We start from the raw sequence: 21,901 nt of genomic DNA, 5'->3' as shown, positions 1-21,901 counted from the left end.
CAATTGTGAAGTCCAACTGTTGGCAACAATGTGTCCTATGCCAGCTGCGGATACACGTTAAGTTGAAGTTTAGTTTTTACATTTCGTTTCAGCACGTGTGACAAAGACACAGTTTCAAAATCCCGCTATTGACATGGGCACAAATCGCTAGCACCAATTTTGGAAAACCGAACGATGCATAAAATAATCTCAATAATTCTTATACTTTTAATTTCATTTCTTGCAAATGGACAATCAATTGATGAACCTATTTCGCACAAGAAGATAAGACAAGATTTTGAAATTTTTAAACAAATATCAAAGGAAGCCAATTCTGGACTTTATAAATACCGAACCCCACAATCGATTGACAGTATTTATAATTGGGGCAATCTTCAAATTGAAAAAATTAAATCTTACAGAGAGTTTTATAAGGGTATCTCTAAAAACCCTACGAAATTATCTGTAAATTTTGTTTCTTGAGAAAAAGGAGAAAATAGATGAAAAATAAATCGAGAGGATTATTTGATGAGCAGTTTCGGTTGGATAAAATCGGTAAGCAAAACGACCCATTGTTAAAATTGCAAGCCCACATTGACTTTGGGATTTTCCGCAAACCCTTGGAGGCACATTTTGAATCGGGAAAAGACAGAAGCCAAGGCGGTCGCCCTTCCTTTGATTATCTGATGATGTTCAAAATATTGATTTTGCAGCGCTATTATAATTTAAGCGATGACGGCACGGAATATGCGATTTTAGATCGTTTATCGTTCATGCGTTTTTTAGGGTTGACCATATCTGATACGGTGCCCGATGCCAAAACAATCTGGAACTTTAAAAATGAACTTGCCAAAGGCAAGATGGTGGAGAAATTGTTTTCCTTGCTGGATAAAACCTTGAGCCAACGGGGTGTAATTCTTAACAAAGGCCGAATGATAGATGCCTCCATTGTGGAAGTCCCTATTCAACGAAACAGCCGCGATGAGAACCAACAACTCAATGAGGGGATTATTCCCCCAGATTGGAAAGATAAAGAAAACAAGCTACGCCAGAAAGATATTGATGCCAAATGGGTTACGCACAATGGAAAAAGTTACTATGGGTATAAAGACCATGTGAAAGCCGATGCGCGCACCAAACTCATTACGGGTTATAAGGTAACCCCTGCCAATGTTCACGATAGTGAAATGATTGGACCATTGATTGACAAAAGGGATCGCGGACAAAAAGTATATGCTGATAGTGCTTATCGGAGTGAGAAAATTGAAAAAGAGTTGAACGGAAAAAATATGACCTCCATGATCCATGAAAAAGGATACCGCAATAAACCCCTTACCAATGCGCAGCAAAAGCGCAACAAGAAGAAATCAAAGACAAGGGCAAGAGTGGAGCACATTTTTGGGTTCATGACCAACTCGATGAACCGAATGTATATCCGATGCCGAAACTTTGTGAGGGCCAAAGCAACGATTGGTTTAATGAACCTCACCTACAATTTGTTCAGGCTAACGCAGATAAAAGTGAACTTGAATGGCCGATAGTTTGACCAAATGGTCAATCATCATCCTGCCAAGGGTGAAAAGAAAAAGTCAAAAGAGCCCTTAATCACTATTTTTTAAGATTGCAAAGAACAAATTCGATAAACTAGGAAGTGAAAAAATTTAAAACGGGTTTTTAGAGATGCCCATAATTTGATATGTACTATTTCAGACTTTGAAGGAAGTCTTCACAACGAAGTTTCTTTACCCAAAAAATATACTGATTACTTACGAGAAGAAAAATTTGGATATTTTCCATTTCCGATAAAATGGATTGATGAAAAATGGCTTATAAATATTGATGGCAAAGAAATTCCTTTGGGTTCAGAAATTTTGGCTATTAACGACATAGATGTTTATAAAATCATCCCTGAACTTTACAAATACTACACGACTGACGGAAAAAATTCAACAGGTAAAAGAGTCGGTTTAATGAAAAATTTCCCAAAGTATTATCGACTTAATTTTGGATTATCTCAAAATTTCACGGTAAGCTATTTTAAACCAAATTCAAAACAGATAGAAACTAAAAATATTGAAAGCGTTGGCTACAAAAAATACTATGAAAATTTTTGGAGTATACATTCAATACCATTAGACAAATTTTATTTTGCTGATCTGAAAGAAAATCAAAAGTATAAATACAAGCAAGTGGATTCACTTACAGGAATTCTCACTGTTCATACTTTTAATTTAGGAAACGAAACGACAATCGAACATAGCCTATATCAAAGATTTTTAGATAGCACATTTGTTGAAATTAAAACAAAAGGCATTAAAAATTTAATCGTTGATGTCCGCAACAATGGAGGCGGAACTGACCCCAATGATTTGATTACATACTCTTACTTGACTAACAGAAATTTCCAAGAGAACAAGGAAGCGTGGATTAGTTTCAAGAAAATCCCAATGTTAAAATATATTGACCACAATGCCCCAAGATTAATTAGACCATTATTTGTTGGAAAATTTAATAAGGAATTTAAAACTATTTTCCCAAAGGAGCAAAACAATAAATTTTATCAAGATGAAAATTCGGACGACCATAAAATTAGAAAACCAAATCAAAATGCCTTCAATGGAAATGTTTACTTATTAACCAGTCCGAGAATAGCATCGGCAGGTAGTCTTTTTGCTGCAATGCTTGCTGGAAATGAAAACACCATAACAATTGGAGAAGAAACAATGGGAGGATATTATGGTCATAACGGACATACGCCTTTGAGTTATAAACTACCAAAATCAAGACTTCTTATTACATTTTCAGTTGTAAATTTAGAACAAGATGTTCCTAAAAAAGAAAACCAAAAATACGACAGAGGAATTATTCCAGACTATGAAGTCATTCAAACATTTGACGACTTCTTAAATAATACTGACACACAAATAAATTTTACATTGGATTTAATAAGAAAAAATAAAAACTGATTTTAACAAGGTATTGCCAAAAGCAAGGCTAAAGGAATTCTATTGAACACTCTGCTATGTTTGAGCATTGATATTCTATTAAAGTTCAGTGCTAAAAATCGCCACCTTTGGCACTACCCAAACCGTTACCAACATGGCTCGGGCAAGATTTTTGCTTCAACTTGCCCGCGTACTTGGCACATGCCATAGCCGAACAAACCCACCCCGATACCACAGCAATGGCAAGAGCCAAACCTTCCCGCCAAACCCAGTGTTTACTACAGTGTAGAAAGGAGCGACTTGTGGACTTGCAAAAAAATGGTCAAAAGGTTCTAAAAATTCCTATTTTTAAGCATTCATGAACACAGGGGTAAACATTAGACCGGACATCATTACGTGGGCTATCCAGCGTGCTGGTTACGAATTGCAGGACTTTATCGCAAAATTTCCGACTGTTACTGACTGGCTAGAAGACCGAAAACAACCGACTGTGAAGCAATTGGAGAGGTTCTCTCACAAAGTTCATTTACCTTTTGGCTACCTTTTTCTAGCCGAACCACCAATAGAAAGACTCCCAATCCCGTTCTTCAGGACCAATCAAAAAGGCAGACCTACTGAAAATGTTAGTGTAAACGTGTACGACACAATTATGCTAATGCAACAAAGACAAGGTTGGCTTCGGGACTATCTAGAAGATAACGACAATGAAAGCCTTCCTTTTGTTGGCAAATATTCCAATAATCAGAATGTTGCTGAAATCGTTGCCGACATTAGAAGAGTGCTTGGACTTGAAAATGAATGGGCAAGTTCTTTCCAAAAACTAGAAACTGCAATTGACCATTTAACGCAAAAAATTGAAGATGCAGGAATAATTGTTGTCTTTAATGGAGTAGTGGAAAATAACACAAGTCGCCCAATAAAAGTAGATGAATGTCGAGGTTTTGTGCTTGTCGATAAAACTGCCCCTTTTATGTTTGTAAATAATGCTGACGGAAAAGCGGCTCAATTGTTTACGATGGTTCATGAACTTGCTCACATCTGGACTGGGCATAGTGCTGGTTTTGACTTCAGACAGTTACTTCCAGCAAATGATCCAACAGAAATACTTTGTGACAAAGTAGCAGCAGAATTTTTGGTTCCTGAGGTTTCTTTCAGTCGCATTTGGAGTGAACGTGCTGACATTGCATATGTTGCAAAATATTTCAAAGTAAGTCAAATTGTAATTGCGCGTAGGGCTTTGGATTTGGGAAAGATTAATAAGACTTCTTTCTTCAATTTTTACAATAATTACGTCAATCAACTGCAATACAAAAAAGAAAGTCAAGTAGGTGGTGGAGACTTCTATGCAACTACAAAGAAAAGATTGAGTCTCTCATTTGCAGCTCGGATAAATCAAGCAGTCAAAACAAATCAATTATTATATCGTGATGCTTATAAACTCACAAGTTTGAAAGGAGATACTTATAAAAGGTTTTTCGATAAACATTTTTTAGTAGATGAGCGTCTACCTTGTCGATAGTAACTTTTTTATTCAGGCGCATCGGGCTAACTATCCATTGGACGTTGCTACAAGCTTTTGGGACAAAGTGAGACAACTAGCTGAAAAACAAAAAATAATAAGCATTGACAAGGTAAAAAAGGAAATCTACCGCCATCAGGACGATTTGAAAACATGGTGTGAGAATAATTTACCCGTTGGTTTTTTCAAAGACACTACGGGGGGTGGTTACGAATTATAGCCAAATCGTAACGTGGGCAAATTCCAGAAGTGGTCATTATTTCCCGACAGCTATAGCTGAATTTCTTGATGCCGATGAAGCTGATGCCTGGTTGGTCGCATATGCTCATGCAGATAGAGGTAATAGAATAATTGTGACTCACGAAAAAAGTTAACCCGACCGAAAGAACAAAGTTAAAATCCCTGAAGCTTGTGCTCCATTTAACATCAATTTTGTAGATACTATTGAGATGTTGAGACAACTCGGAGAACGCTTTTAGAAAAGGCAAATGCACACATTGCCTTGCCGCAATTAACTTGAAAACTGATTTTAAGCAAATGGCCAAAAAAAAGCGATAACAGAAGAACCTTTAGAAAAACAACTCTGGAAAAACCTGACCAAGATGCGGTTTTGTTACCGAAATGCAAACTGCGAGTGGCGTTACACTTTACCCGGTTGCACCTAATTTTGAAATAGAGATGTTGCGTGCATTCCTTATATTTGGTGTGCATGTGCAACGGAGTTGCATCTATGCAATTGTTGTGCGTCATTTTGGTAGACATTAAAATATCTATATGAATAGTCAAAAGGAATTACTTCGACAAATGTTATTTCAAAATATGACTACTAACTCATATGCTTTGGACAGAGTCACTAATGAGAACAAAGGATAAAAGTTAAATCATTAGTGGCCAGTTAAAACAGGTCGAAATTTAATTGAATATAGTTTTGTTCTTTGACATCTTGATAATTTGGGTTTGACAGGAGTTCCTTCAAAGGGATTTTGTCGAGCAAGGCAACGCTGAGAATTTGCAATATTTCGTAATTCGAACGAGTTGATTTGAGTTTGCTTTTCACGATCACTATTGAACAATAGGTGATGATGGCGGTATAGATTTGAACCTTTACTGCATTAGGTGAAGTTCCCCAAAAGGATTTCACTTTCAGGTGTTGCTTTATCCATTTGAAGAAAAGTTCGATCTTCCATCGATACTTGTAAAGCAACGCGATGTCTTCTGGGGCAAGCGTAAAATTGTTGGTAATGAAAACGAACCGTTTTTCTGTTTCCTTGTCGATAAACCTTATCCTGCGAAGAGGCACTGGATATTTCTCTGAAGAATGGAAGCCTTTGAGATTGATGGTCTGGTCACAGAGAACACCTTTTTTCTTTTTCACTTTACGTGAACTAACGCGAACAAAATCCAAGTTCTCCTTGGCACGCGTTACAAAGTATGCCCCGCATTGATTGATCTTAAATAACCTTTTAAAATCTACATATCCTCGATCCAGTACGTAAAAACCGCCTGTTTCGTATTTTAGGACATCCAGGCCATGGACATCATGGGTTGCACCATCAGTGATATGGACAAAGCATGGGATGGAAGTTTTTACATCAATGAGGGTATGGATTTTAACAGCCGCTTTTGTTGTGCGGAATTCAGCCCACCAGAAAACGCTAAGGCATAAATCGATGAGCGTTGAATCAAAGGCGTAAACAGGTCCAGCGATTTCCAAAGTGAAATCAGCATCGGGCAACGGACATGATCTTGCCCGATCGATCATCGCGTAAGCAAATTCCTCAAAGATCCTGTAGTCCCTTTGCTCGTTTGCAAGTTGCAGGTTTGACCTGGTCACACTTTTTCCAAAACCCAAATGGTAGAACTTTGCCTTGTGCGGGATTATGCTGACGAGCAGATCCCGAAGGCTATCCCGTCCACAGAGTTGACCGAACATCATACACATCAGCTGGTTCCAACACGTGAAATGTTTTACATATCGGTTTCCTTTGTAACGGTCCACGCAACGGTCAAATATCCGCGAGGGCAAATAGAGACTTATCTGAGAGAAAACATATTTGCCAGAGTACATAAATTCGATTTTTCTCGAATCTACGGCTCAAGTCGTCACCGTCATTTTAAGAGCCTAAACCCTTGTAAATCAAGATTTCAAAGAACATTTTAAATGCTTTTAATGGCCACTAATGAAGTTAAATACTGAAACTGCCTCTATCGGATTTATTTATAGGCATATTGGAGAAACTATGAATTTGTTTGGCTACTTTCTTGGTGTTCCGCCCAATATTCAAAATACTACGATGGGACAGCAAGACATAGGGCAGGACTATGAAATTGAAACAAGTAAATTATATATTGATATAGGATATAAAATGCTTGAAAATTTAATAGACACTTCCAAAGATGAGGATTGGTCTTTGACGACTGACACACCATTTTTTGGAACAGTTTCCAGAATGCGACTTTTCTCACATATTCTTTTCCATAACTCTCATCACGCAGGACAAATTTCTTTGACTTTATCAAGAGGACGAGCATTATCGACCGAATTAAGAATAAAGTAAAAACGAACCCACAACCAAATGCTTTCTGCAATGATGCCGTGACGAATTGGTCTAAAGGTTTGTCTTCGTTTCACGTTTGGTGCCAGAGCAAGGACGCGGCTTCGAAAGCGCACCACTGAAGAAACACAAACATGGGTGGCAATTACAGCGAACCGTATGCAGGGAAAAATTTTACTTTTGACAATGTTTTTATATTCTTGCTCAACAATGAAACGACCAGAACTTTATACTCAAACAGAATACTGGAAAAAGTACAATGACTATTTACCTAAAGATTTACAATATAAGGACACGAACCTGCCGGTTGAAACATATTGGAAGTGGAAAAATTTCAGTATTCACATAGACAAAATGAACGCAGACGACTCACCTGTGAAAGTGATTATTCTACATGGTGCGGGCGGAAATGGCAGAGTAATTGGCTTTTTTGGTAATTACCTGAATAAACTTGGATACGAGTATTTAGCACCCGATTTAATCGGCTATGGACTTACAAAAAACCCAAACAAAATAAATATTAAGTATGACGAATGGGTAAATTGTGTTTCCGACCTTGTTGATGAAGAATATCGGAAGGACAAAAAGCCAATCGTTTTATTTGGGTTAAGCGTTGGTGGAATGTTGGCTTATCAAGTTGCAAGTAAAAATTCAAGAATTAAAGGAATAATTGTAACAACATTGGCAGACCCAAGAGAACAAAAAGTAAGAGACGACTTGTCAAAGAATAAGTTTTTGAGTCGAATTGGGCTACCTATTGGAAGTTTTACAAAACCAATTTCTGACCATTTAAGTCTGCCAATTAAATGGTTAAGTAAGATGGACAGAATTACAAACGATAAAGATTTCTCAAAGGTTTTTTCACAAGACCGATTTGCAGGTGGAAGCAAAGTAAGACTTCGCTTTTTAAGAACTTATATGACTTTCAAACCCGCCAAAGAACCTGAACAGTTTGACGATTGCAGCGTTTTGTTCCTTCAACCTGAAAAGGACACATGGACAACACTTGAAACCAGTAAACCGTTTTTTGACAAAATTAAAAGTGAGAAGAAACTAGTTATACTTGAAAACTGTGGACATGCTCCGTATGAAGAACCTGGTCTGACTACGATGAAAATAGAAATACAAAAGTTTTTAAACGAGCAAAATAACTGCCGCCAATAATATATTTACGCCAAGCGGGGTTGACGTCTAATCCATCATGCAGCCAGCGGCAACGATCACATCTTGTTCGCTGAGTGCACCACCCCAGCTAAAACTCAGCCACGCGATTTGCTTGGGAAGCTGTTCATTAATATTTGCTATTTTTGAAAGCCACTGATTGGTTAACCATGTCGTCCTCCTTTTCCAAAAACCGCCTCCTCCATTCCACCTCACCTTACCTGTTGCAACATGCACACAATCCAGTCGATTGGTTTGAGTGGGGCGAAGAAGCACTAACAAAAGCCCAGAAAGAAGACAAACCCATTTTATTAAGTATTGGCTACTCTAGCTGCCATTGGTGCCATGTGATGGCGCACCAAAGTTTTGAAGATGCCGACATTGCCGGTTTAATGAACGAACATTTCATTTGCATCAAACTTGATCGTGAAGAGCGGCCCGATATCGATCACATTTACATGGAAGCCGTTCAGGCCATGGGGCAAAATGGGGGCTGGCCGCTCAATGTTTTTTTAACGCCCACCCAAAAACCATTTTTTGGCGGCACCTATTTTCCACCAAAAAATTGGGCGCAATTGCTCATTCAAATCAGCAAGGCATTTAAGGACAAGCGAATTGAAATTGAAACGTCAGCCAACGAACTGGGAGCGCACTTAACGATTAGCGACCTGCAACGCTTTCAGCAAAAACAAGCTGGTGCATTGCAAAAATCAATGGCTGATAAAATGTTCGCAACACTTGAATCAAGATTCGATTTTGTTTGGGGAGGCATCGATAAAGCACCGAAATTTATCATGCCCGCTACTTGGTTGCTCTTACTTCGCTACCATACGATGACACGCAACAGCAAGGCATTGGAGATGATCAACCTCACGCTAAAAAAAATTGCGCAAGGTGGCATTTATGATCAGATAGGCGGTGGCTTTGCACGCTATTCGGTGGATGGCGAATGGTTTGCCCCTCATTTTGAAAAAATGCTTTACGATAACGGACAATTGCTGACTTTGTATGCAGAAGCCTATCAACTAACCAAAGATGCGGCTTATAAAAAGGTAATTGATCAAACGGTAGAATGGCTGCAACGCGAAATGATGCACCCACAAGGCGGATTCTTTTCAGCACTGGATGCAGACAGCGAGGGTGAAGAAGGAAAATTTTATACTTGGACCTGGGCTGAACTACAAGAGGCGCTAAAGGATGATATTAAAGTAGCGGCTGAATTTTATCAAATTGAAGATACAGGAAACTGGGAACATGGACGGAACATTTTGATTCGTGCTGATGATCAATTTATGGATGCCGACATGGCCGAACGAATTCTTGGCATCAATAAAAAACTAATCGCATATCGCGAGAAAAAAGAAAGGCCTGGATTGGACGACAAAATCGTTACCAGTTGGAATGCCCTGACCATTAGTGGTCTGGTGGATTGTTACAAAGCATTCGGTGATGATGTATTTCTTAGGCTGGCAAAAAATGCGATGCGTTTTTTAGAAGAACATCTTATCCAAAACAAAAAACTTTATCGGTCTTTTAAAGGCAAGCATTCGACCACCACAGGATTTTTAGATGACCATGCCTATTTGATTCAAGCCTATTCACATTTATATCAAGTAACATTTGATGAAGGATATGTTGACAAAGCAAAACATTGGTGTGATTTTACTTTGCAGGAATTTTATGATGCGAAGGAGGGTTTCTTCTTTTATACCGGCAGCTCATCAGAGTCGCTGATTGCCCGCAAGAAAGAAATATTTGATAACGTAATCCCATCGTCCAATTCAGTTATGGCGCGCAATCTTTATCAATTAAGCGTTTTGTTACCAAACAAAGAATGGAGAACAATGGCGGAAAGTATGGCTGGCAAATTGGCCCACATCATTGAATCCGAACCGGTGTACATGTCGCATTGGGGCGTGTTGGCATTAGAAATGATAAATGAATTGGCTGAAATAGTGGTGGTAGGCAAAAATGCCAAGACTTTGCGAAAAGAGTTGCATCAGCAATATCTTCCGTTTTCAATCACCTTGGGAACATCCACTAGTAGTGATTTGCCCTTGATCAAAGGACGAGAATCAACCGTTGACACGATTTATGTTTGCTACAATCAAACCTGTCAGTTGCCCGTTCATTCGGTTGGCGAAGCATTGTCTCAAATTAACCACATAAACAGATAGAAACACCTGCCTGTTACTTCACCTTTCCAAAACAAACCCATCGAATTGGATAACCAACCGTTTTCTCGGATATTGTGATTTGGAATGACAAGTGCCGCACCATTATTTGAAGATAGTTCTCAAACTCGGTTTGCAGAAATTCTGTTGCCCGTACCCATCCCAAAATTTTTTACCTACCGCGTGCCGCAGCCGCTTACCGAAAAAGTGCTTCCGGGGCAACGCGTAATCGTTCCGTTTGGCCAGAAAAAAATTCTCACCGGCATTATTGTTGCCGTTCACGATCAGCCGCCCAAAGAGTACGAAGCCAAATATATTTTAGAATTACTGGACGAAACCGAAATCATCTATGAACAACAGTTTAAGTTGTATCAATGGATGGCCGATTATTATTTGTGCACGTTGGGCGAAGTGTTGGCGGCCGCGCTTCCATCAGGGCTAAAATTATCGAGCGAATCGATGGTGCAGCTTCATCCACAGTTCAAGGAAGAAGATTCTCCTTTCGATTTTTCAGAAAAGGAAAGGATGATCATCAATCATTTAAAAAATGAAACACTTAGTTACACACAAGTATCAAAACTACTAGGAGCCAAAAGTATCTACAGCATTTTAAAATCACTGAGCAGCAAGTCGGCCATTTTATTGTTTGAACAGGTAAAAGAAAAATATCGCCCAAAAACCGAAAAACACATTCGGTTGCAGCCAGCATTTGTTGAAAAAAAAGCACTGGAAAAGTTATTTGACTCGCTTGCTGTTAAACCAAAGCAAGAAGCCGTGATGTTGAAGTACTTGCAACTCGTTCCAGTCTTTTCAGATCCAGATCTCAATCAACCGGGGATTGCCAAAGCTAGATTACTAGACGAAACGATTTCCGATTCATCGTTGGCAACACTCATCAAAAACAATGTATTCGAAGAGTTTGAGGTAATTGTTCCGCGGTTTGGTTTTGATGACCCAATTCATGCCACGCCTTTGTTATTGAGTGAGGCGCAAGAAAAAGCGCGCAATGAAATCTTAACTGCCTTTGAAACCAAGGGAACTGCATTGCTGCATGGAGTAACCGGTAGCGGTAAAACAGAAATTTACATCGACTTAATTAAGCGTGCCTTGGAAGGGGGAAATCAAGTGCTGTACCTGCTTCCTGAAATTGCCATCACTACTCAAGTAGTGCAGCGATTGAAAAAAGTTTTTGGAAGCACCATGGGCGTATATCATTCTAAATTTTCGGATAACGAGCGCGTGGAGGTTTGGAACGGTGTGCTTTCTGGAAAATTTAGATTTGTGATTGGTGTGCGTTCCTCCATTTTTTTACCCTTTGATAACCTAGGGATCATCATTGTGGATGAAGAACATGATCCCTCATACAAACAACACGAACCCGCCCCGCGCTACCACGCGCGCGATGTAGCGTTGGTAATGGCGCAACTTCATCATGCCAAGGTGGTACTGGGCAGTGCAACACCTTCACTCGAATCCTATTACCAAACTAAAATAGGCAAGTACAAACTGGTGAGCTTGGTTGAACGGTTTGGTGAAGCTCAATTGCCTGAAATCGTTTTTGCCAACATCAGTCAAGAACGAAAAAACAAAACGCTGAAAGGTGATTTTACGCGGCTGCTTTTAACTGAAATGGGAGATGCCATTGCCAAAAAAGAGCAAGTGATTTTATTTCAAAACAGGCGTGGTTATTCGCCCATGATTCAGTGCGAAGACTGCGGCTGGGTGCCCAAGTGCATCAATTGCTCGGTGAGTCTCACCTATCATCAATATCGCCATGCCATGGTGTGCCATTACTGTGGCTACAAAGAAGAATTGCCCAATCAGTGCCCCATTTGTTCATCCAAAAGGATTCAAACACTTGGCTATGGAACGGAAAAACTAGAGGAAGAATTGAAATTACAATTTGCAGAAGCGCAAATCATGCGCATGGATTTAGATACCACTCGGTCTAAATCAGGTTATGAAAATATCATTGAAGGTTTTGAAACAGGCCGCACTAATATCTTGGTAGGCACTCAAATGGTGACCAAAGGATTGGATTTTGATAAGGTGAGCTTGGTAGGTGTGTTTGATGCCGATCGGATGATGCACTTTCCGGATTTTCGTTCGTACGAAAGAGCGTTTCAACTAATCACGCAAGTAAGTGGCCGGGCGGGGCGAAGAAACAAAAAAGGAAAAGTGATCATTCAAACTTCCAATCCACAACATCCGCTTTTTCAACTCGTGCTCAGCAACGATGTGATTGGTTTTATGGAAAAACAATTGGAAGATAGGCAAGAACATTTTTATCCTCCTTATTCTCGCTTGATTGATGTTACGCTCAAACACACCGATAAAAAGATAGCCTATGAAATGGCTACCCTGCTGGCCGATCAATTTAAACAACGGCTGAAAACAATTCGTCTACTCGGGCCTGGCGAGCCCATGATTTCCAAAATCAGAAATGAATACCTGCAATCAATCGTTATAAAAATCCCACGCGATCAAGGCAAGCTGGGCGAAATCAAATTTTACTTACGGGAGTTGGCGGAGCAACTCAAAGAAAAAAAAGAATACCGCAATGGAAAAATTGTTTTTGATGTCGATCCGGCCTAGTCAAATTCTTTATTCCAATCAATTTTCTTACATCGCTCTTCAAAGCTGATTTTTATGTCAATTCAAGGAGTAAACTATCCTATTTTTGAGATTGGCTTTATGCGTATTCTAAAATATTTTTCATCTCAGCAAAAACCCCTCTCAGAAATTGAGCTTCCCACTCGAACTGAAACGGTACAGATTAAATTTATCTTTATATCCATCTTGTTTTCAGTGGGTTATTTTGCCAATTCATTCCTCACCGGTTTTTTGATGGCACGCTACGTCATGATTCTTGCAATCGTGTTATTCATCATACAGCTATTCGCCCATAAATTGGGATGGATTTCGTTGCGAACCTCATCGCACATTTTCATTGTTATCTGCTGGCTGCTTATCGTTCTTTTATCCATCTCATCCGATGGAATACATTCGTTCGTTTTACCTTGGGTATCGCTTATTCCTATTCTCGGATTAGTGCTCGTAAATGCGCGCGTAGCATGGATTTGGAGTGCAATAGTCTCAGTAACCGTGGTGGCTTGTGTCTTCATTGAACCACGCGATTTCATTCCTCCTCATCTTCTTATGGTAAACAATAACCTATTAACAGCATCTCTTCATATTGGACTACTGTTTTTGATTTTGACACTGACACACTTTTTTGATTTGCAACAAAACACGCTGATCAAAAAAATCGAATCTCAAAATGACCATCTAAAGTATACACAAAATGAAATAGCCACACAAAATGAAGAATTGACTCAAAGTCAAGAAGAGATTTCTTCTCAGCGAGACTTGGTGGCGCAACAAAATGAGAACTTAGAACAAGCCCGGCAGATTATTGAAATCCAACATCAAACATTAATTAAAAAAAATGAAGGGCTAGAGCAAGAGATACAGAGTAGAACCAAAGAACTGGTCGATTACAATCACCAATTGGAGCAGTTTGCGTTTATCTCCTCCCATAACCTGCGGTCCCCTATCGCACGAATTTTAGGGCTGGGTAATTTACTCGAACTGCAACATACCAAGGAAGACGAACTAACTATTCAAAAAAACTTAATTCACTCGGCACGCGAGCTGGATAGAGTAGTGAAAGACTTAACTTCTATTCTGGATGTGCGCAAGCGTTCTAATACAATCATTACCGAAATAGATATAAAAGAAGAAATTGATTTAATATTGCTTAACCTTGAAAAAGATATTTTAGAAACAAATGCCGCCATTCAAATTGAGGTTGAGCACATGCCCAAACTGAGGACTGTAAAGCCCTACTTTGATAGCATCATCATGAATTTGATTAGCAACGCAATTAAATATCGCAAGGTGGATACAAAACCGCTTATTCATGTTAGCGTTGCACAGCAAAATAATTTTGTATGCTTTACCATAAAAGACAATGGGCTTGGCATTGATCTATCTACCTCGAGTAAGAAATTATTTACGCTGTACAGTCGGTTTCACGATCATGTAGACGGCAAAGGGTTAGGGTTATACATGGTAAAGACACAAGTAGAATCCCTTGGAGGAAAAATAGAAGTTGAAAGTGAAGTAAATGTGGGCACTACCTTTCGCGTGTTTGTTAGACCAAGTTAGTTACTGCAAAATATCCCACTCTTCGTTCAGCACCGAAATAGCTTGGTGGGCGGTTAAATCAAATTGACACGGCACTACCGAAACATAATTGTTGGCAATGGCCCACTCATCGTTGTCTTCTGCTTTGTCGAAATTGATGAAGTTGCCCGTCATCCAAAAATAATCGCGGCCATATGGATCGAAGCGTTGATCAAATTCCTCTACCCATTTGGCATTGGCCTGTCGGCATACTCGAATGCCTTGAATGGCTTCGTGTCGCTTGGCGGGAATGTTTACATTTAACGCCACCCCTTTTGGCAAACTTTTCCTCAACACTTGATCAGTAATCTTGCGAACAAACTCATGCGTGTGTGAGAAGTCAGCCTTCTGACCGTAATCGCACAACGAAAAACCAATGGAAGGCGTGCCTTCTATGGCACCTTCAATCGCAGCCGACATGGTGCCTGAATACAATACACTGATGGAGGTATTGCTGCCGTGATTGATGCCACTCACCACCACATCGGGTTGGCGATTGTTTTTTAATACAAAATGGCGCGCCATCTTAACGCAATCGGCTGGTGTTCCGCTGCACTCGAATGCTTTCACGCCTTCAAAAATAAAAGACTCTTTCAAACGCAACGTATCACCAACAGTAATGGCATGACCCATGCCGGATTGTGGGCCATCGGGTGCCACTACCAGCACTTCGCCTAATTCCTTCATAACGGTAACTAAATTCAAAATACCACGAGCGGTAATGCCGTCATCGTTGGTTACAAGTATCAAGGGTTTCATCTAGACAATAATTGAATTTTGGGGATAAGGACTTAAGGGTTAGGGCTTGAATATCAAAATCATTTCTGAAAAAGCGAGTTGTAGTATTCAATGATTCGGATGAGTTCATATTTATCTTCAAAGTCCAACCGATTCTCTTTTGCAAAGGCTTTCACTTCGTCTACTTTATTTTCCATTAATTCAAGCCAATTATTTCTTTTCGGATTGGCAAGCTCTTCTATTTTGCCGTTGGGTTTTAGTAAAAAATAAGTATGCACCAACACCAATCGCGTGTAGGTGCCATAATAATAAAAGGACGAAGGAACCGTGCGGTACTCTAGTTTTTCGCGTGTCAACACCGTGAGTTTACCTTCCGCCAAAAGCTCAAAAAATGTAGGCGTATTGTACGTATTGTTTTGCGAATACGGTAAAGAATAAAAGGCACGATAACGCTTAGCGCTCTGATCAAAAATTTCAAAAAACAAAACTTTACGTGCCGAATAGCTTTCCAATTGATTGGCTCTCTTCAACTGAAGCAAATCATTTTGCAAATCGTATTTTATCAAACCTTTTAAGGTATCGCTGCTCTCCAGCACAATTTTGCCCTCGTGCCAAAACTCAAACGGAAATTGTTGCGCGGAGCAAATACCGGCAATCGAAAAAAGAAAAATAAGTATCCAATAACGTTTCATTCAGGTTTTAAAATGGTATGTCCCAACTTATCGCGCTTTGTCAGCAAATATTTTTCGTTGTGTTCATTGGGCGTTATCTCAATTGGAATGTTCTCCACAATTTCCAAGCCATAGCCCATTAAGCCCACCCGCTTTTTAGGATTATTGGTGATCAATCGTATTTTGCAAATACCCAAATCATGTAAAATCTGGGCACCAATTCCATAATCGCGGCCGTCCATATCAAAGCCCAACTGCAAATTTGCCTCCACTGTATCCAGTCCCTCTTCTTGCAATTTATAGGCTTTCAATTTATTCAGTAACCCAATGCCCCTCCCCTCTTGCTTCATGTACAACACCACGCCCTTGCCTTCCTTCTCTACCATCTTCATCGCATGGTGCAACTGCGGCCCGCAATCGCATCGGCACGAGCCAAAAATGTCGCCTGTCACACACGATGAGTGTACACGTACCAGCACAGGCTCATCTTTTTCCCACGTTCCCTTTATCAACGCCATGTGGATTTCATTCGTATTCAACTGCTCGTAAGCAATCAATTTAAAATCGCCCCACATGGTCGGCATTTTCACATCTACTTGTCGCCTCACCTGCGACTCTGTCCGCATACGATACGCGATCAAGTCTTTGATGGTTACCAATTTTAAATTAAATCGCTCTGCCACTTTTACCAAATCGGGCAAGCGTGCCATGCTGCCGTCCTCATTACAAATTTCTACCAGCACCCCTGCCGGACGGAAGCCTGCTAACTTTGCAAAATCAATGGCTGCTTCGGTGTGGCCGGATCTTCTCAACACACCTTCCTTCTTGGCGCGCAACGGAAAAATATGCCCTGGCTTTCCCAACTCCTCTGGATTGGTTTCAGGGTCGACCAATGCCTTGATGGTTTTGAAACGGTCGTGTGCCGAGATGCCCGTGGTGCAACCATGTCCAATCAAATCGACTGACACAGTAAAAGGAGTTTCGTAAACAGCCGTATTTTTCCCGACCATCAATTCTAACCCTAACTCATTACAACGGTCTTCACTTAAAGGTGCGCAAATCAATCCACGACCATGTGTGGCCATAAAGTTTACGATTTCAGGTGTGATACATTCTGCGGCACAGATAAAATCGCCCTCGTTCTCACGGTCTTCATCGTCTACCACAATTATTACTTTGCCATTTTTGATTTCCTCAATGGCTTCTTCGATTGTGTCTATTTTTAGCTGGTCGTTCATCATTTTATTAAAAGAATATAGAATTTAGGACGTAGTAGTTAGGAGGTTGTTCTATACCCTAACTCACTTGTCATTGTCACACAGTTTCCTTTATAATCACTTGTTAATTTCAGTTCAGTTGCCCCGCCCTTCAGGGCGGGGATTAAAATTTATTCCTTATTCATTGGGAAGGGCTTCAGCCCTTTTAACCCAAATCAAATCCCCACTATAAATCAATCTTTAAAATCATACTTCTTAATAAACTCCTCATACTCCTGCTGAAAAGTTTTCTTCTTGTGGTGCTCCTCCTGATTATCAATGTAATTATTCAAAATCTGCAATCGTGATTCTCCAATAGAAACTGCAAAATAGTCATCTTGCCATCCAAACTTTTCAGTAAAATTGAGATTCTTACTTGCCCAAAAAGAAGACTCTCCTTTTATAAGTCCCATTACTGTTGCAATATTCTGGTCAGACGACATCGAAATCAAACAATGTAAATGGTCAAGCCATCCATTTACATTTAGCAAATAAATGCTTTTTGATTTTGCATATTCACGAATATGCTGACACAATGCGTCTTTGTTTTCTTTGTTCATCAATGGCTTTCTATCTTTCGTAGCCCAGACCGCATGAATCAGTATTTTAGTAAAAGGCATATGCCAAAAAACTTTTAATCTTACTCTTAATTTTTTTTAATGAAGGGCTAAAGCCCTAATCTTATCCCTTATCTTTTTGCTTTCCCCGCCCTAAAGGGCAGGGCAACTATTTTCTCAGCCTACCAATTACAGAACACCTACTACCTCTTACAAATTACTAACCAGCAATCACCACTCACTTCGCCACCACAATCCCCAACAACCCCGCCAACTCACTCTCTGCCTTTTTTAAACCTGCCTGTGTTTCCAAGGCTTTGTCCAACTCATCCCAATCACTTTTTTGTTCGGCTACTTTCACCTTTGCCAAATTATCGTCCATCATCTTTTGCACTACTCTAAACTTCAAACGTAATACATTTGTTAACGCCATCTGGTTCAAAATATCGTTCTCTTTCGGAAAAAATATTTTGTACTTATCGCCCCAGTGGGTGCTCGTCTCATAACGATTGGTTATCAAATCTGTCACCGCACGCTTCACAGGCTCACTGGCTTGATGCAAAAAAAACTGATTGTCCGGCACAGTTCCTGTTGCCAACCCATTTTTATAATCTTCAAAAATCTGCTTGAACACAGGATTGGCAAACTCCACATCTTCTAACTCGTTTAACAAAAAACTTGATAGTTTTTGTTCATCAATCGACTGATTCGCATAATTGAGCAATAACCGAATTGTTTCGCGCTCTTGGTAATACACCATGCTTTGTGTATCAATCCCTGCCTGTCCGGTAGGCAGGTTGGTATCGGTTACATCTTGAACTGGGTCTACTGCAATCGCTGGTTCTTCTTGGTCCTGCCTACCGGCTGGCAGGTCGCGTAGTTTCTCTTTTTCATTCTTGCGCCTCTCTTGAATCAAAATTTTGTTAAGCTCCGTCAACAAAACCTGCTCCGCAATCTTTAACAAATTGCTGGTCTCTTGTATGTACACCGACCGCTTCACGGGGTCGGGTATCAACGAAATGCTTGAGATAATTTCTTTTATCGATTCTGCTTTACGAATAGGGTCGCCAGCCGCCTCGGCAGCATATAAGTTGGTTTTGAACGAAACAAAATCTTGCGACTTTTCCTTCAAAAATTTCTGAAACTCTGTAGTGCCCACCTTGCGCGAGTAGCTATCGGGGTCTTCGCCATCCGGGAACAACACCACCCGCACATTCAAGCCGCCTTTCAAAATCATATCGATGCCGCGCAGCGCAGCTTTGATTCCAGCTGAGTCCCCATCGAAAAGCACCGTTACATTTTCAGTGAAGCGATGAATCAATCGTATTTGCCCTTCGGTGAGGGCGGTGCCTGAACTCGCCACCACATTTTCCACATCGGCTTGGTGCATGCTGATGACATCCGTGTAGCCTTCCACCAAATAACAATTCTCTTTGTTGCGAATCGCATTCTTGCCTTGGTACAAACCATAGAGCACATCGCTCTTGTGATAGATTTCGGTCTCGGGCGAGTTGATGTACTTGGGCTGATTTTTATCTTTGCCCATCATCCGCGCCCCAAACGCCAGCACCTTGCCCGAAATATTGTGTACCGGAAAAATCACTCTTCCGCGAAAGCGGTCGTAACTGCTTCCATCCTCCTTTTTTACAACCAAGCCTGTCTTCTCCAACAACTCTTTGTTGTAGCCCTTGCTCACGGCCTCTTTGCTAAAGTTCTCCCAGCCTTCCAGCGCGTAGCCCAACTCAAATTTTTCGATGGTGCGGTCGTTGAAGCCGCGCTCACGAAAATAACTGAGGCCAATGCTGCGGCCTTCTTCGTGGGTGAGCAAAATGTTTTTGTAAAAATCCTTCGCAAAGTTCATGAGGATGTAAAGCCCTTCGCGTTCACTCTGCTCTGCGCGATTTTCATCGCTTAGTTTATCTTCCTTTATTTCAACGCCATATTTTTTGGCGAGGTAGCGAATCGTTTCGGCATAGCTCAGCTTCTCATGCTCCATCACAAACGTGAAGGCATCGCCCCCTTTTCCACTGCTAAAATCTTTGAAAATGCCCTTGCTGGGCACCACAAAAAACGAAGGGGTTTTTTCGTTGGCAAACGGGCTTAGCGCCTTGTAGTTTTGCCCCGATTTTTTGAGCGAAACAAAGTCACTCACCACGTCTACAATGTCGACACGGTTCTTTACTTCATCAATGGTCTCGCGGCTAATCAATTCAGTACAGTTTGGGGGGCAAAGATAACCAGAAATGAGATTTAAGATTGACGATGTTTGATTTAAGATTTAACGCGATTTAATAGCTTCATTGGTGATTATGGCGGCCACCTTTCGCCTACCCATGCAATGGCGAAATTCAGGGGAGGTTAGGACTTTGATAACCTATTTATTCAGCCTTTACTACAATGACATTATTTATAAAATTCCAAAATCACACAACAAAGAAAAAGCTTTGAATTTGGCGGAAAAAGCGGATGAAATAAATCTCTGGTCAATCTGAAACAATTAACACTTGCAAAGATAAAACCTTAGTCACCAAATCACACCATCAATCAACAAATTGCGACACAAAATACTTCACGGATGATGTTCTTTCAGTACTTTGACATAATTGGGAAATCTATTCTGACTACTATCAAAAAGTGAGACATCACTCGAAAAATCTAAAATCTTCCTTCTCCAATCTCAAATCCTTATTTTGACTACTTTCGCGAACCATTTCTCACTAAAATAGTTTTGTAGTAGTTGATATGCGTTTTACCAAAGAAGACATCCTCCAAGCCCTTGGCACTGTAAACGACCCCGACCTCAAGCGCGACTTGGTATCGCTGGGCATGATTAAAGACGTGGCCGTGAGTGAGCAAAAGGTAAATTTTACCGTGGTGCTCACCACACCGGCTTGCCCGCTAAAAGAAAAAATAAAAAAAGATTGCCTAGAAGCCGTTGAAAAAGTAGTGGGCAAATCGGTGGTGATTGATATTTTCATGACTTCAAGTGTTACCACCCAGCGCGACAATGCTCCGCTCTTGCACGGAGTAAAAAATATAATTGCTGTGGGCTCAGGCAAAGGCGGTGTGGGCAAATCGACTGTTACCACTAACTTGGCAGTGGCCTTAGCACAATCGGGTGCAAAAGTGGGGTTGATTGATGCCGATATTTATGGCCCTTCCATCCCCACCATGTTCAACTGCGAGCGCGAACAACCCGAAGTGAAGTTGGTGAACGGAAAAAACGTTATCCAACCCTTGATGCAGTACGGAGTGAAATTGATTTCGATCGGTTTTCTCACCCCACCCGATAGCGCAGTGGTGTGGCGCGGCCCCATGGCCAGCTCGGCACTTAAACAATTCATAAGCGATGCTGATTGGGGCGAGTTGGATTATCTGTTGATTGACTTGCCCCCCGGCACCAGCGATATTCATCTCACCTTGGTTCAAACCGTGCCCGTAACAGGTGCCGTGATTGTAACCACGCCACAAAAAGTAGCGTTGGCCGATGCGATGAAAGCAGTAGCGATGTTTAAGCAGCCCGCCATCAATGTGCCCATTCTTGGTATTGTAGAAAACATGGCCTACTTCACACCTGAAGAATTGCCCGACAATAAATACTTTATTTTCGGGAAAGATGGAGGCAAGAGCTTAGCCGAAAAATACGAGGTGCCTTTCTTGGGACAGATACCGCTGGTGCAAGCCATCCGCGAAAGCGGTGACAGTGGTTTGCCTGCCGTGATGAAGGGCGGTGTGATGGCGAATGCCTTTATGGAACTGAGTGAAAATATGGCACGCCAAGTTGCGATCAGAAATGCTACCTTTGCTGGAACGAAAAAAGTAGAAGTAATAGCATGACCACCACTAAAACCCAGCGCGAAGAGATGACCGTGCGAGTTGAAGCCTCCCTGGATTCCATTCGCCCCTACTTGCAAGCCGATGGTGGCGATGTAAAAATCTTGGACTTGAATAGCGAGTATATTTTAAAGTTGGAATTTGTAGGCAACTGCGGGAGCTGCCCCATGTCTACCATGACGTTTAAAGCAGGCGTAGAAGAAGCTATCAAAAAAGCCGTTCCAGAAATTAAAAGCATTGAAGTCATCAATCTTTCGGCTAATTAAGGTTACACTACTTTCCTTCTTTCCATCAAACCGTAAAACGATTCCGAGTCCACATACT

General features: G+C 40.8%; 20 protein-coding genes. 13 read left to right on the top strand and 7 right to left on the bottom strand.

All coding sequences use genetic code 11. The annotated features are described in order from the left end of the window. Positions 1-479: 479 nt before the first annotated feature. From KA713_20300 to KA713_20275, 6 genes are all read left to right on the top strand, one after another. Positions 480-1,520, top strand: coding sequence for an IS5 family transposase (locus KA713_20300; GenBank protein UXE66747.1), 1,041 nt, complete (start codon positions 480-482; stop codon positions 1,518-1,520). A 150-nt stretch (positions 1,521-1,670) separates the two neighbouring features. Next, the gene (locus KA713_20295; GenBank protein ID UXE66746.1) at positions 1,671-2,945 is read left to right on the top strand and encodes a peptidase; all 1,275 of its coding nucleotides are present in this window, start codon (positions 1,671-1,673) and stop codon (positions 2,943-2,945) included. Between the two features lie 337 nt (positions 2,946-3,282). Then, on the top strand, positions 3,283-4,443 hold the full coding sequence (locus KA713_20290) for an ImmA/IrrE family metallo-endopeptidase (protein UXE66745.1): 1,161 nt from the start codon (positions 3,283-3,285) through the stop codon (positions 4,441-4,443). Then, positions 4,421-4,663 (top strand): DUF4411 family protein, encoded by a 243-nt coding sequence (locus tag KA713_20285; GenBank protein UXE66744.1) that lies wholly within the window; start codon positions 4,421-4,423, stop codon positions 4,661-4,663. Before KA713_20290 ends, KA713_20285 begins: the two co-directional genes overlap by 23 nt. Continuing rightward, the gene (locus KA713_20280; protein UXE66743.1) at positions 4,647-4,817 is read left to right on the top strand and encodes a DUF4411 family protein; all 171 of its coding nucleotides are present in this window, start codon (positions 4,647-4,649) and stop codon (positions 4,815-4,817) included. Before KA713_20285 ends, KA713_20280 begins: the two co-directional genes overlap by 17 nt. 24 nt (positions 4,818-4,841) lie before the next feature. Then, positions 4,842-4,922, top strand: a complete 81-nt coding sequence (locus KA713_20275; protein ID UXE69207.1) for a hypothetical protein — start codon at positions 4,842-4,844, stop codon at positions 4,920-4,922. 416 nt (positions 4,923-5,338) lie between these two features. Here the strand turns inward: KA713_20275 and KA713_20270 are convergent, their stop codons facing one another. Beyond that, the gene (locus tag KA713_20270) at positions 5,339-6,511 is read right to left on the bottom strand and encodes an IS4 family transposase (GenBank protein ID UXE66742.1); all 1,173 of its coding nucleotides are present in this window, start codon (positions 6,509-6,511) and stop codon (positions 5,339-5,341) included. Between the two features lie 112 nt (positions 6,512-6,623). Between KA713_20270 and KA713_20265 the strand changes: the two genes are divergently transcribed. Beyond that, positions 6,624-7,001, top strand: a complete 378-nt coding sequence (locus KA713_20265; protein ID UXE66741.1) for a DinB family protein — start codon at positions 6,624-6,626, stop codon at positions 6,999-7,001. 156 nt (positions 7,002-7,157) lie between these two features. Then, positions 7,158-8,162: an alpha/beta hydrolase gene (locus KA713_20260; GenBank protein UXE66740.1), complete on the top strand. Its 1,005-nt coding sequence runs from the start codon at positions 7,158-7,160 to the stop codon at positions 8,160-8,162. Between the two features lie 27 nt (positions 8,163-8,189). On the opposite strand, the gene KA713_20255 is transcribed toward KA713_20260, so the two are convergent. Continuing rightward, positions 8,190-8,375 (bottom strand): hypothetical protein, encoded by a 186-nt coding sequence (locus KA713_20255; protein ID UXE69226.1) that lies wholly within the window; start codon positions 8,373-8,375, stop codon positions 8,190-8,192. Between KA713_20255 and KA713_20250 the strand changes: the two genes are divergently transcribed. The 3 genes from KA713_20250 to KA713_20240 all read left to right on the top strand — a co-directional run bounded on the left by KA713_20250 (position 8,330) and on the right by KA713_20240 (position 14,503). Next, positions 8,330-10,336: a thioredoxin domain-containing protein gene (locus KA713_20250; protein UXE66739.1), complete on the top strand. Its 2,007-nt coding sequence runs from the start codon at positions 8,330-8,332 to the stop codon at positions 10,334-10,336. The genes KA713_20255 and KA713_20250 overlap by 46 nt on opposite strands. Positions 10,337-10,420: 84 nt before the next feature. After that, positions 10,421-12,928, top strand: a complete 2,508-nt coding sequence (gene priA / locus KA713_20245) for a primosomal protein N' (protein UXE66738.1) — start codon at positions 10,421-10,423, stop codon at positions 12,926-12,928. Positions 12,929-12,982: 54 nt separating this feature from the next. Continuing rightward, positions 12,983-14,503: a HAMP domain-containing histidine kinase gene (locus KA713_20240; GenBank protein UXE66737.1), complete on the top strand. Its 1,521-nt coding sequence runs from the start codon at positions 12,983-12,985 to the stop codon at positions 14,501-14,503. On the opposite strand, the gene surE is transcribed toward KA713_20240, so the two are convergent. From surE to dnaG, 5 genes are all read right to left on the bottom strand, one after another. Continuing rightward, entirely contained in the window at positions 14,504-15,280 is a 777-nt protein-coding gene (gene surE / locus KA713_20235; protein ID UXE66736.1) for a 5'/3'-nucleotidase SurE, read from the bottom strand. 59 nt (positions 15,281-15,339) lie between these two features. Beyond that, complete coding sequence (locus KA713_20230) at positions 15,340-15,951, bottom strand: hypothetical protein (GenBank protein ID UXE66735.1); 612 nt, start codon at positions 15,949-15,951, stop codon at positions 15,340-15,342. Continuing rightward, on the bottom strand, positions 15,948-17,168 hold the full coding sequence (locus KA713_20225) for a bifunctional 3,4-dihydroxy-2-butanone-4-phosphate synthase/GTP cyclohydrolase II (GenBank protein ID UXE69206.1): 1,221 nt from the start codon (positions 17,166-17,168) through the stop codon (positions 15,948-15,950). Before KA713_20225 ends, KA713_20230 begins: the two co-directional genes overlap by 4 nt. Before the next feature lie 212 nt (positions 17,169-17,380). After that, complete coding sequence (gene tnpA / locus KA713_20220; GenBank protein ID UXE66734.1) at positions 17,381-17,806, bottom strand: IS200/IS605 family transposase; 426 nt, start codon at positions 17,804-17,806, stop codon at positions 17,381-17,383. 175 nt (positions 17,807-17,981) lie between these two features. Continuing rightward, entirely contained in the window at positions 17,982-19,952 is a 1,971-nt protein-coding gene (dnaG, locus tag KA713_20215) for a DNA primase (GenBank protein UXE66733.1), read from the bottom strand. A 533-nt stretch (positions 19,953-20,485) separates the two neighbouring features. On the opposite strand from dnaG, the gene KA713_20210 reads away from it, so the two are divergent. Next, positions 20,486-21,580: an Mrp/NBP35 family ATP-binding protein gene (locus KA713_20210; GenBank protein ID UXE66732.1), complete on the top strand. Its 1,095-nt coding sequence runs from the start codon at positions 20,486-20,488 to the stop codon at positions 21,578-21,580. After that, positions 21,577-21,843 (top strand): NifU family protein, encoded by a 267-nt coding sequence (locus KA713_20205; GenBank protein UXE66731.1) that lies wholly within the window; start codon positions 21,577-21,579, stop codon positions 21,841-21,843. Before KA713_20210 ends, KA713_20205 begins: the two co-directional genes overlap by 4 nt. Positions 21,844-21,901 lie beyond the last annotated feature (58 nt).

This window comes from Chryseotalea sp. WA131a (assembly GCA_025370075.1).
In the GTDB taxonomy this organism is placed as follows: Bacteria; Bacteroidota; Bacteroidia; order Cytophagales; family Cyclobacteriaceae; genus ELB16-189.
Note: the sequence above shows the minus strand (reverse complement) of the source record. Positions and strands in the feature narration are given on the sequence as shown.